We start from the raw sequence: 11,865 nt of genomic DNA, 5'->3' as shown, positions 1-11,865 counted from the left end.
TAACGTTTTCGATTAGTATAAGATGTAACGGTAGATAATAAAAACGAATGATGATATCTAGTTGATGAAAACTATTTATCATTCATTCGTTTTTTTAATTATTGGATAATTTACGTAGCCTTATCTCGAACGTTGTTTTCCAGCGTTGCGATTTTTATGTTTTTTCTTGCTTGTGATAGCAGTTGGTTGTCCAGGGGTAACGTCTTTTCGTCCACTTGGTGTAGAGAAAGTACTTGCTTTTGGTGGGTTCTTTGCCAGTTCTTCACGGACTTTTTTGCGAAGTTTTGGACGAACGATATAGTTGACGATAAACTGTTGGAGAATCATCATGAAACCACCGACAACCCAGTAAAGTGTGACACTGGCTGGTGAAATGAGGGAGAAGACAACAATCGTGATTGGGCTCACGTAAGCCATTTTCTTGATTTGTTCTCTTTGCGTTTCGTCTTCTACTCCGTGAAGTGAAAGGAGCGATTGAAGATAGTAAAGGACACCTGCGCAGGCAACCAAAATCATACTTGGAGAACCTAGAGGAATGCCTAGGTAGCTTGCTTGAGCAACCCCTTCAGTATGTTGGGCAGCAAAGTAGATAGCTGAGAAGAAAGGCATTTGAAGGAGAATAGGGAAACATCCTACACCACCAAACATGCTGATGCCGTGCTCTTTTTGAGCGGCAAAGAGAGCTTGTTGGGCTTCGAGTTTTTCTTCTTGAGTAGTTGCTTCTTTGAGACGCGTTTGGTGTGGCTCAAGGACGTGCTTGAGGGCGTTCATCTTTTCAGAGTGCAGAGTTGCTTTCCATGATTGGTAGATACCAAGTGGCAAGATAATCAAGCGCACGATAATGGTTACGATGATGATAGCGACACCAAAGCCTAGACCTTGATCAGTAGCGAAGTACTTGATAGCTTCAGCCATAGGCGCTCCGATAGTATTCCAAACCAATCCTGTTGGCTGGCCTGTGGTTTTATCGACATTGACACAGCCAGTTAAGACTAGCAACATAGCCACTCCCATAGCTGAGAGGGCAAAACGTTTAATAGCTTTCAATTTGTTCATTCCTTCTTTTAAAAATAATACCTTTCTATTCTACTGTTTTTTTACAAAATATACAATAGTTCTAGAGACCTAATTTGCGATTTTAAAGTCAGGGTAGGGAGGAAAGTTGCTTAGTTTGACATCTAAGTAGCTGATTTTTGAAAAAGGTGTTGGTCCTTTGCGGATTTCTTGGATAAATTTTGCCATGGTAGCAGATGAGTTTGCTTGGGCTAAAATTTCCACTGTGCCATCGTCGTTATTCCATACTCGACCTGTGATGCCACCAATTTCAAGTGCTAAGCTGTAAACACCCCAACGAAAGCCGACTCCTTGCACCCTACCTTGGGCAATCATTCTAACCTTTTGCATACCAAACCCCTTTGATTGTGTTATAATATTTCTATGACTATTATAACCTCAAAAGCCAATTCTGTGGTAAAAAATGCCAAGAAATTACACCAAAAAAAATACCGCAAGTCTACTTATTTGATTGAAGGTTGGCACTTGTTTGAAGAAACTGTTCAAGCTGGAGTGACGATTGAGAAAATTTTTGCCCTAGAAAGTTATAGAGATCAGTTAGCTGCTTTTCCGCAAACTATCTGGGTGTCAGAGGAGATTTTGCGGGATTTGGCAGATACGCAAACACCTCAAGGCATTGTCGCAGTTATTCAAAAAGAAGAAGTAGGAAAAGTTGACTTTAGTCAGGGTAAGTTTCTATTTTTAGAAGATGTCCAAGATCCTGGTAATGTAGGTACCATGATTCGGACTGCGGACGCGGCAGGTTTGACAGGGGTCATTGTTTCAGACAAGTCAGCGGATATTTACAGTCTCAAGACTCTGCGTTCCATGCAAGGAAGCCATTTTCATTTGCCCATCTATCGTATGCCTGTTGCTACCTTTATAGAAGAGGCAAAGAAGAGCAATTTGCCCATTCTGGCAACGACCTTATCGAGAGATTCCAAGGATTATCGTGAGCTTTCTCCCCTAGAAAATTTTGCTTTAGTCATGGGAAATGAAGGGCAAGGGATTAGTCCTATCATGGCTGAAAGTGCCAATCAGCTGGTTCATATTGGTATGAAAGGTAGGGCGGAGAGTCTCAATGTGGCAGTTGCCGCAGGCATTTTGATGTTTTATTTCAGCTAATTTAAAAAAACTTTGTTATAATCAAGATATAGTTATAGAAAAAGGAGAATCAGAATGAATCAAACAATTATTCAAGAACGTTCAGGTCTCAATCAATTTTACGCTAAGGTTTATGCCTTTGTAGGGATTGGAATTGGACTATCAGCTCTGGTGTCAGCTTTGATGTTGACAGTCTTTCAGGCTCAATTGACTTACTTTTTAATGCATGGCCGTCTCTGGTTGATGGTTGCAACTTTTGCAGAACTTGCTCTGGTATTTGTTGCAAGTAGCATGGCTGCAAAAAATAGCCCAGCAGCTCTGCCAGTATTTCTAGTATACTCCCTACTGAATGGCTTCACCCTTAGCTTTGTCGTAGCCTTCTATACACCGGGAACAGTTTTGTCAGCCTTTGTATCCAGCGCTCTTCTCTTCTTTGTCATGGCGGCAATCGGGATTTTCACCAAGAAGGATTTGAGTGGAATGGGACGAGCTTTGATGGCGGCGCTTGTTGGTCTCATCATTGCCATGGTTGTGAATCTATTTTTAGCCAATAGCTTCTTTGACTACATGATTAGTATTGCCATGGTCTTGGTTTTCTCTGGTTTGATTGCTTGGGATAATCAAAAGATTCGCTATGTTTATGAGCAGTCACGAGGACAAGTAGCGACAGGTTGGATCATCTCAATGGCACTCAGTATCTATCTTGATTTTATCAATCTTTTCCTCAGTATTCTACGTATCTTTGGTCGCAATGACTAAAGGTCCATGAAATCAGTGTTCGAAGGAGCACTGATTTTTTTAAATTTTCTCTTTTCTTTTCTTGGAAATAGGTGTATAATGCTTTTAATTAATTTTTGAGGAGTAGCCTATGAAGAAAAGTTTTATCCATCAACAAGAAGAAATTTCCTTTGTCAAAAACACTTTTACCCAGTATTTGAAAGATAAGCTAGAAGTTGTCGAAGTTCAAGGTCCTATCTTGAGCAAGGTCGGTGACGGGATGCAGGATAACCTGTCTGGTGTGGAAAATCCAGTATCTGTCAAGGTTTTGCAGATTCCTGATGAAACCTATGAAGTGGTGCATTCACTTGCCAAATGGAAACGCCATACTTTGGCTCGTTTTGGTTTCGGTGAGGGTGAAGGTCTCTTCGTCCACATGAAGGCCCTTCGTCCAGACGAAGATTCGTTGGATGCGACCCACTCTGTTTATGTTGACCAGTGGGACTGGGAAAAAGTCATTCCAAATGGTAAACGTAACATCGCTTATCTAAAAGAAACAGTTGAAAAGATTTACAAGGCTATTCGATTGACTGAGCTAGCAGTAGAAGCTCGCTATGACATCGAGTCTGTCTTGCCAAAACAAATCACTTTCATCCATACAGAAGAGTTGGTAGAACGCTACCCAGACTTGACACCGAAAGAACGTGAAAATGCTATCTGTAAAGAATTTGGTGCTGTCTTCTTGATTGGTATCGGTGGTGAATTACCAGACGGTAAACCGCACGATGGACGTGCACCAGACTATGATGACTGGACAAGCGAATCTGAAAATGGCTACAAGGGTCTAAATGGTGATATTCTTGTCTGGAATGAATCTCTAGGTGGAGCCTTTGAGTTGTCTTCTATGGGAATCCGTGTAGATGAAGAAACGCTTCGCCGTCAGGTTGCCATCACAGGTGATGAAGACCGCTTGGAATTGGAATGGCACAAGGCTTTGTTGAATGGCCTATTCCCATTGACAATCGGTGGAGGAATTGGACAATCTCGGATGGCCATGTTCCTACTTCGCAAGAAACATATTGGGGAAGTGCAAACAAGTGTTTGGCCTCAAGAAGTCCGCGATACTTACGAAAATATTTTGTAGAGAATCGAACCGCAAGGTTCGGTTTTCTTTCTCTTTTTGCCCATAATTTGGTATAATAAACGGTATGAAAATCGTATCAGGAATCTATGGGGGACGTCCCCTCAAGACACTAGAAGGCAAGACGACAAGACCTACTTCGGATAAGGTTAGGGGCGCCATTTTTAACATGATTGGTCCCTACTTTGAAGGGGGACGAGTCTTGGACCTTTATGCAGGTAGTGGTGGTTTATCTATCGAGGCAGTCTCACGTGGCATGTCCAGTGCTGTTTTGGTGGAGCGAGACCGTAAGGCTCAGGCTATCGTGGCTGAAAATATTCAGATGACCAAGGAAGTTGGAAAATTTGAGCTCCTCAAGATGGATGCAGAAAGGGCATTGGAACAGGTATCTGGGAAATTTAATCTCATTTTCTTAGACCCTCCTTATGCCAAGGAACAAATCGTAGCAGATATTGAAAAAATGGCTGAGAGAGACCTTTTTTCTGAAGATGTCATGGTCGTGTGTGAGACGGATAAGGCCGTTGAACTTCCAGAAGAAATTGCCTGCCTGGGTATCTGGAAGGAAAAAATTTATGGAATTAGTAAGGTGACAGTTTATGTCAGATAAGATTGGCTTATTCACAGGCTCATTTGATCCGATGACAAATGGGCATCTGGATATGATTGAACGGGCGAGCAGACTCTTTGATAAGCTCTATGTCGGTATTTTTTTCAATCCCCATAAACAAGGATTTCTCCCTCTTGAAAATCGTAAACGGGGACTAGAAAAGGCTTTGGAACATTTGGGGAATGTTGAAGTCGTGTTTTCTCATGATGAATTGGTGGTTGATGTTGCAAAAAGACTGGGGGCTACTTTCCTAGTGCGAGGCTTGAGAAATGCGTCGGATTTGCAATATGAAGCCAGTTTTGATTACTACAACCATCAGCTGTCTCCTAATATAGAGACCATTTATTTACATAGTCGACCTGAACATCTCTATCTCAGTTCATCCGGTGTTAGAGAACTTTTGAAGTTTGGTCAGGATATTACCTGCTATGTTCCTGAGAGTATTTTGGAGGAAATAAAAAATGAAAAAAAAGATTAGATGGCCCTTATATGTCATTGCGGCCTTAATTGTGACTTTCTTGGCATTTGTAGTGCCCTTGCCCTACTATATAGAAGTTCCAGGTGGTTCGGAAGATATTCGCCAAGTCCTTAAAGTCAATGACACAGAAGATAAGGAAGCTGGTGCCTATCAATTCGTTACGGTTGGTGTCCAACATGCCACTTTAGCTCATATGATTTATGCATGGTTGACGCCTTTTACAGATATTCGTAGTGCTCAGGAGACTACAGGTGGCTCTTCCGATGTTGAATTTATGCGGATCAATCAATTCTACATGCAAACATCACAAAACATGGCTAAGTATCAAGGGCTAAAAACAGCTGGTAAGGATATTGAACTAAAATATCTTGGGGTTTATGTTTTGACTGTGACGGATAATTCGACCTTTAAAGGGATTCTCAACATCTCTGATACGGTCACAGCAGTCAATGATCAAACCTTTGACAGTTCCAAAGACTTGATTGATTACGTCAATTCTCAAAAACTAGGGGACTCCGTCAAGGTCACCTATGAAGAGGATGGGCAAACCAAGTCTGCAGAAGGTAAGATTATCACCTTGGAAAATGGCAAAAATGGGATTGGAATCGGTTTGATTGACCGTACGGAAGTGACCAGTGATGTCCCAATTCGCTTTTCAACAGCTGGTATCGGCGGACCAAGTGCTGGTCTCATGTTTAGTCTGGCCATCTATACCCAAATAGCTGACCCTGGCCTTCGAAATGGCCGTATCATTGCCGGTACAGGAACCATTGACCGTGATGGTAATGTGGGGGATATTGGAGGTATTGATAAGAAAGTTGTAGCTTCGGCTAGAGAAGGTGCTGCTATTTTCTTTGCCCCAGATAATCCTGTTAGCGAAGAAGAACAAAAAGCACATCCTGATGCGAAAAACAACTACCAAACAGCCCTGGAAGCAGCTAAAACAATCAAGACAGATATGAAAATCGTGCCAGTTAAAACCCTACAAGATGCAATTGATTACTTGAAAAACAATCCCTAGTTTTTGAGTGAAGTTTCCAAACTAGCGCACAAACAGAGAAGATGGTATAATAGTCAAATGGTTCAATTATTATTCACTCTAAGCAGTCACATGCTCTTTATTTATGTGAGTTTTTACCTTTTAAAGAATCTTGTTAGATGGGAAAAGGTTTTAAAAGTGACAACTGAGAATACAGGAAAAGTTCGTTTACTAGTAGCCTTTTTCAGCATTGTCATGGGCTATATCATGAGTTCTTTCTTTATCAGCCTATATCAGTTGTGGCAAGAAGCGCTTAGAGGATTATTATAATTTGCGTGTTTAAGAAATTACTTTCAAGATATTATTAAACTTATAGGGAGAAATAGAATTCATGGATATTATAATCTTATTATTGATAACGCTATTAATTTATTTGTTACCTCAAAATAAGGATTATCTAAATGCTAAATCTACATCAGGGCTTAGAGGATTTCTAGCTATAGGAATAATATTTCATCATTTGTCACAATGGGTTACATCTGGTGATGAATTTTCTAATTTTTCCTATATGGGAACTTATATCGTTTCTATTTTCTTCTTTTTATCAGCCTATGGATTGTATTTTCAGAACGAAAATAAGAAAAACTACCTAGATAATTTTTTAGTTAAGAGACTTTCTAAAATTCTAGTTCCATTTTTTTCTATATCTTTGATTTATATGTTTTACAGATTCGTAAACGGTCAATTAATGGATTTAGATTTTTTTGCTAATTTATTTAAAAAAGGAAGTACAATTATTTATAATGGTTGGTTTGTCGATATTATAATTTTAATGTATATATTTTTTTATATATCATTTAAGTTTTTCAAAAATAAGTTTATTTCTATTGTTATCAATACAGTATTCATAATTGGTTATATCTGTTTAGCTATAAAATTAGGTTACGGTTTTTGGTGGTATAATAGTGTTTTTCCCTTCATTATTGGCTTAATATGGGCTAAAAATAAAGAGAAAATTGATGGAGTTTTAGATAGACATTATTTTATCATACTTGTTTTAGTAACTGTGTTACTCTTTATCTCACATCAATACGATATTTTGTTGAGGTATGTGCATTTAGAAGATAGTTATAGTTATGCGTTAGCTGCTAATTTAGATAATATTATTTTTACAATCTACTTTATTATTGTTTTTCTGAAAAAAATAAATTTTTCAAATATGTATTTGATTTTACTAGGTAGTATATCGTTTGAATTATATATGATACATGGATTAGTAATCTCTATTCTAGAAAAAATATTTGTGTCATCCAGAGTAAATGATGTGTTATTTACATTTTTTGTATTGATGATAAGTCTGATTTTGGCTTGGATTATTAACAAATTAGTTAATAGGTTTATTCAAAAAGTAAGTCTATTACAAAATCAAGAGTAAAGGAAATAAGTATGGAAAAAATTGTGGTTCAAGGTGGCGATAATCGTCTGGTAGGAAGTGTTACGATCGAAGGAGCAAAGAATGCAGTCTTGCCCTTGTTGGCAGCGACTATTCTAGCAAGTGAAGGAAAGACCGTCTTGCAGAATGTTCCTATCTTGTCAGATGTTTTCACTATGAATCAGGTGGTTCGTGGTTTGAATGCCAAGGTGGACTTTAATGAAGAAGCTCATCTTGTTGAGGTGGACGCGACTGGCGATATCACTGAGGAAGCTCCTTGCAAGTATGTCAGCAAGATGCGCGCATCTATTGTTGTCTTGGGACCGATTCTTGCTCGTGTAGGTCATGCCAAGGTATCCATGCCAGGCGGTTGTACAATTGGTAGCCGTCCTATTGACCTTCATTTGAAAGGCCTGGAAGCTATGGGGGCTAAGATTAGTCAGACTGCTGGTTATATCGAAGCCAAGGCTGACCGCTTGCAGGGTGCTCATATCTACATGGACTTCCCGAGTGTTGGCGCTACGCAGAACTTGATGATGGCAGCGACTCTAGCTGATGGTGTGACAGTGATTGAAAATGCTGCGCGTGAGCCTGAGATTGTTGACCTAGCCATTCTCCTCAATGAAATGGGAGCCAAGGTCAAAGGTGCTGGTACAGAGACTATTACCATTACCGGTGTTGAGAAACTTCATGGTACAACTCACAATGTAGTCCAAGACCGTATCGAAGCAGGAACCTTTATGGTAGCTGCTGCCATGACTGGTGGTGATGTCTTGATTAAAGACGCTGTCTGGGAGCACAATCGTCCCTTGATTGCCAAATTACTTGAAATGGGAGTGGAAGTGACAGAGGAGACTGAAGGAATTCGAGTTCGTTCTCAACTAGAAAAGCTAAAAGCTGTCCATGTAAAAACCTTGCCCCACCCAGGATTTCCAACAGATATGCAGGCTCAATTTACAGCCTTGATGACCATCGCAAACGGGGAATCAACCATGGTGGAGACAGTTTTTGAAAATCGTTTCCAACACCTAGAAGAAATGAGACGTATGGGATTGCATTCTGAGATTATCCGTGATACGGCTCGTATTGTTGGTGGACAACCTTTGCAGGGAGCAGAAGTTCTTTCTACTGACCTTCGTGCCAGTGCAGCCTTGATTTTGACAGGTTTGGTAGCACAAGGAGAAACTGTGGTTGGTAAATTGGTTCACTTGGATAGAGGTTACTACCGTTTCCATGAGAAGTTGGCGCAGCTAGGTGCTAAGATTCAGCAGATTGAGGCAAGCGATGAAGATGAATAAGAAATCAAGCTATGTAATCAAGCGTTTACTTTTAGTCATTTTGGTACTGTTTTTAGGTGCTCTAGCCTTAGGAATCGGCTTAATGGTAGGTTATGGAATCTTGGGCAAGAGTCAAGATCCATGGGCTATCTTGTCTCCAGCAAAATGGCATGAATTAATTCATAAATTTACAGGGAATTAGGCTGGGAGACCAGCCTTTTTATAAAGATAAGGAGAAATATGAACAAAAAAACAAGACAGACACTAATCGGACTGCTAGTGTTATTGCTTTTGTCTGCGGGAAGCTATTATATCAAGCAGATGCAGTTGACACCTAATAGTCCCAAAACCAAGGTTAGTCAGAAAAAACAAGCATCTGAAGCTCCTAGTCAAGCATTGGCAGAGAGTGTCTTAACAGACGCAGTCAAAAGCCAAATAAAAGGGAGTATTGAGTGGAATGGCTCAGGTGCTTTTATCGTCAATGGTAATAAAACAAACCTAGATGCCAAGGTTTCAAGTAAGCCCTACGCTGACAATAAAACAAAGACAGTGGGCAAGGAAACAGTGCCAACTGTAGCAAATGCCCTCTTGTCTAAGGCTACTCGCCAGTACAAAAATCGTGAAGAAACTGGCAATGGTTCAACTTCTTGGACTCCTCCAGGTTGGCATCAGGTCAAGAATCTAAAGGGCTCTTATACCCATGCCGTCGATAGAGGTCACTTGTTAGGCTATGCCTTAATCGGTGGCTTGGATGGTTTTGATGCCTCAACAAGTAATCCTAAAAACATTGCTGTTCAGACAGCCTGGGCAAATCAGGCACAAGCCGAGGATTCGACTGGTCAAAACTACTATGAAAGCATGGTGCGTAAAGCCTTGGACCAAAACAAGCGCGTCCGTTACCGCGTGACCCTTTATTACGCTTCAAACGAGGACTTAGTTCCTTCAGCTTCACAGATTGAAGCCAAGTCTTCAGACGGAGAATTGGAATTTAATGTTCTAGTCCCCAATGTTCAAAAGGGACTTCAACTGGATTACCGAACTGGAGAAGTGACTGTTACTCAGTAAAATATAAAATAAGCTCCTATGTCACTTGTGGATGTAGGAGTTCTTTCTTACTAGTTTCAGCAGGGCTACAATAGACACTAATACTCAATGAAAATCAAAGTGCAAACTAGGAAGCTAGCCGTCAAAACACTGTTTTGAGGTTGCGGATAGAACTGACGAAGTCAGTAACCATACCTACGGCAAGGTGAAGCTGACGTAGTTTGAAGAGATTTTCGAAGAGTATGAGAAAAAAATAATATGTACTGGATTAGATTTTGTGATATAATAAAGGATAAGATACTATTTTAGGAGAAGAACTATGGAAGACCCAAGTAGTCAGAATTTGTTGCTACAGTTTGTTTTATTGTTTATCTTGACGGTGTTAAATGCCTTTTTCTCAGCCACAGAAATGGCCATGGTGTCACTAAACCGTGCGCGGGTTGAACAAAAGGCAGAAGAAGGAGATAGACGTTATATCCGTCTACTGAAGGTACTAGAAAATCCTAACCACTTTTTATCAACCATTCAAGTAGGGATTACCCTGATTACGATCTTATCTGGGGCGAGTTTGGCAGAAACTCTGGGACGAGAGATTGCTTCTTGGCTTGGAAATGGCGAAACAGCTTATGCCGTTGCAAGTTTTCTGTCTTTAGCATTTTTGACTTATATTTCCATCGTTTTTGGGGAATTGTATCCTAAGAGAATCGCTCTTAATCTAAAGGATGCTTTGGCGATTCGTACAGCGCCAGTTATCATTGGGCTGGGGAAACTAGTTAGTCCCTTTGTTTGGCTCTTGTCTGCATCTACCAATCTCTTGAGTCGCTTGACTCCTATGACCTTTGACGATGCTGACGAAAAAATGACCCGTGATGAAATTGAGTACATGTTGACCAATAGTGAAGAAACACTAGATGCTGACGAAATTGAAATGTTACAAGGAATCTTTTCACTGGACGAATTAATGGCCAGAGAAGTCATGGTTCCTCGAACGGATGCCTTTATGGTCGATATTCAGGATGATAGTCAAACCATCATCCAAAGTATTTTAAAACAAAACTTTTCCCGTATCCCTGTTTATGATGGGGATAAGGATAACGTGATTGGAATCATTCACACTAAGAGTCTTCTTAAGGCAGCTTTTGAAGACGGTTTTGATAATATTGTATGGAAGAGAATTTTACAAGATCCACTTTTTGTTCCTGAAACTATTTTTGTGGATGACTTGCTAAAAGAATTGCGAAATACTCAAAGACAAATGGCAATCTTGCTAGATGAATACGGTGGGATGGCTGGTTTGGTGACCCTGGAAGACCTCTTAGAGGAAATCGTTGGGGAAATCGATGACGAAACAGATAAGGCTGAAATCGAAGTTCATCAAATCGGAGAAGATACTTATATTGTTCAAGGTACCATGAATCTCAATGATTTCAATGATTACTTTGATGTTGAACTGGAAAGTGATGACGTTGATACCATCGCTGGTTATTATTTGACGGGAGTTGGGACCATTCCAACGACTGAGAAACTCAGCTATGAATTGGTCAGCCAAAACAAACAGCTTATCCTAACCAATGATAAAGTGAAAAATGGACGTGTTACCAAGGTAAAAGTCCAAATCACAGAAGTCGAAATAGAAGAAGAAACAGAATAAGTTAAAGGCTTTTGTCACCATGCGTGACGAAGCTTTTTTAGTTGATTTTAAAAAATTGTCTCCTAAAAAGAAGTCTGCCCCAAATCCGCCCCAAAGGTTTTTTAAAGTTATGCTTATTTATCCGAAGAAAATAAAAAAGCCCTTTAAATTGGGCTTTCTGTTTAAATGAAACCTGATAAATCAAGTTATAGAAGGCGGTAGACGGATTTGAACCGACGATCAAGCTTTTGCAGAGCCGTGCCTTACCACTTGGCTATACCGCCTTAACGTTTATTATTATACCTTGAAAATGATTTTCAGTCAATAGCTTTTTCAGATTTTTTGTCTCAATAAGCCTAAATATTCTGAAAATTCGTTTACTTTTCTTGAAATCTATGATATA

General features: G+C 39.9%; 14 protein-coding genes and 1 tRNA gene. 12 read left to right on the top strand and 3 right to left on the bottom strand.

The genetic code is table 11. The features are described from left to right. Positions 1–120: 120 nt before the first annotated feature. Entirely contained in the window at positions 121–1,047 is a 927-nt protein-coding gene (yidC, locus tag KUA57_RS05895; protein ID WP_218493869.1) for a membrane protein insertase YidC, read from the bottom strand. Positions 1,048–1,125: 78 nt separating this feature from the next. Further along, a complete protein-coding gene (locus KUA57_RS05890) occupies positions 1,126–1,404 on the bottom strand; it encodes an acylphosphatase (RefSeq protein WP_033684743.1) in 279 nt (92 codons plus the stop codon). Positions 1,405–1,437: 33 nt separating this feature from the next. Between KUA57_RS05890 and KUA57_RS05885 the strand changes: the two genes are divergently transcribed. The 12 genes from KUA57_RS05885 (at position 1,438) to KUA57_RS05830 (ending at position 11,483) form a co-directional block, all read left to right on the top strand. Next, on the top strand, positions 1,438–2,178 hold the full coding sequence (locus KUA57_RS05885; RefSeq protein ID WP_218493846.1) for a TrmH family RNA methyltransferase: 741 nt from the start codon (positions 1,438–1,440) through the stop codon (positions 2,176–2,178). A gap of 54 nt (positions 2,179–2,232) precedes the next feature. Then, complete coding sequence (locus tag KUA57_RS05880; RefSeq protein ID WP_084861995.1) at positions 2,233–2,916, top strand: Bax inhibitor-1/YccA family protein; 684 nt, start codon at positions 2,233–2,235, stop codon at positions 2,914–2,916. Between the two features lie 109 nt (positions 2,917–3,025). Beyond that, on the top strand, positions 3,026–4,018 hold the full coding sequence (asnA, locus tag KUA57_RS05875) for an aspartate--ammonia ligase (RefSeq protein WP_033681255.1): 993 nt from the start codon (positions 3,026–3,028) through the stop codon (positions 4,016–4,018). Between the two features lie 64 nt (positions 4,019–4,082). Continuing rightward, positions 4,083–4,622 carry a 16S rRNA (guanine(966)-N(2))-methyltransferase RsmD gene (gene rsmD / locus KUA57_RS05870; RefSeq protein ID WP_218493845.1) on the top strand — a complete coding sequence of 180 codons (540 nt, stop codon included), beginning with the start codon at positions 4,083–4,085 and terminating at the stop codon, positions 4,620–4,622. Continuing rightward, the gene (coaD, locus tag KUA57_RS05865; protein WP_004255857.1) at positions 4,612–5,100 is read left to right on the top strand and encodes a pantetheine-phosphate adenylyltransferase; all 489 of its coding nucleotides are present in this window, start codon (positions 4,612–4,614) and stop codon (positions 5,098–5,100) included. Before rsmD ends, coaD begins: the two co-directional genes overlap by 11 nt. Further along, on the top strand, positions 5,084–6,121 hold the full coding sequence (locus KUA57_RS05860) for a SepM family pheromone-processing serine protease (protein ID WP_218493844.1): 1,038 nt from the start codon (positions 5,084–5,086) through the stop codon (positions 6,119–6,121). Before coaD ends, KUA57_RS05860 begins: the two co-directional genes overlap by 17 nt. Before the next feature lie 57 nt (positions 6,122–6,178). Further along, complete coding sequence (locus KUA57_RS05855) at positions 6,179–6,409, top strand: DUF1146 family protein (protein ID WP_004260552.1); 231 nt, start codon at positions 6,179–6,181, stop codon at positions 6,407–6,409. Positions 6,410–6,470: 61 nt separating this feature from the next. After that, positions 6,471–7,514: an acyltransferase family protein gene (locus tag KUA57_RS05850; protein WP_004260556.1), complete on the top strand. Its 1,044-nt coding sequence runs from the start codon at positions 6,471–6,473 to the stop codon at positions 7,512–7,514. An 11-nt stretch (positions 7,515–7,525) separates the two neighbouring features. Continuing rightward, complete coding sequence (gene murA / locus KUA57_RS05845) at positions 7,526–8,809, top strand: UDP-N-acetylglucosamine 1-carboxyvinyltransferase (protein WP_218493843.1); 1,284 nt, start codon at positions 7,526–7,528, stop codon at positions 8,807–8,809. Then, a complete protein-coding gene (locus tag KUA57_RS05840) occupies positions 8,802–8,990 on the top strand; it encodes a DNA-directed RNA polymerase subunit beta (protein WP_218493842.1) in 189 nt (62 codons plus the stop codon). Before murA ends, KUA57_RS05840 begins: the two co-directional genes overlap by 8 nt. 38 nt (positions 8,991–9,028) lie before the next feature. After that, on the top strand, positions 9,029–9,853 hold the full coding sequence (endA, locus tag KUA57_RS05835; protein ID WP_218493841.1) for a DNA-entry nuclease EndA: 825 nt from the start codon (positions 9,029–9,031) through the stop codon (positions 9,851–9,853). Positions 9,854–10,151: 298 nt separating this feature from the next. Then, complete coding sequence (locus KUA57_RS05830; RefSeq protein WP_218493840.1) at positions 10,152–11,483, top strand: hemolysin family protein; 1,332 nt, start codon at positions 10,152–10,154, stop codon at positions 11,481–11,483. 192 nt (positions 11,484–11,675) lie between these two features. On the opposite strand, the gene KUA57_RS05825 is transcribed toward KUA57_RS05830, so the two are convergent. Continuing rightward, a tRNA-Cys gene (locus KUA57_RS05825) sits at positions 11,676–11,746 on the bottom strand. Positions 11,747–11,865: the final 119 nt, after the last annotated feature.

This window comes from Streptococcus vulneris, from assembly GCF_019218685.1.
In the GTDB taxonomy this organism is placed as follows: domain Bacteria; phylum Bacillota; class Bacilli; order Lactobacillales; family Streptococcaceae; genus Streptococcus; species Streptococcus vulneris.
The sequence above is the reverse complement of the archived record's forward strand: the minus strand, read 5'-3'. Positions and strand labels throughout refer to the sequence as shown.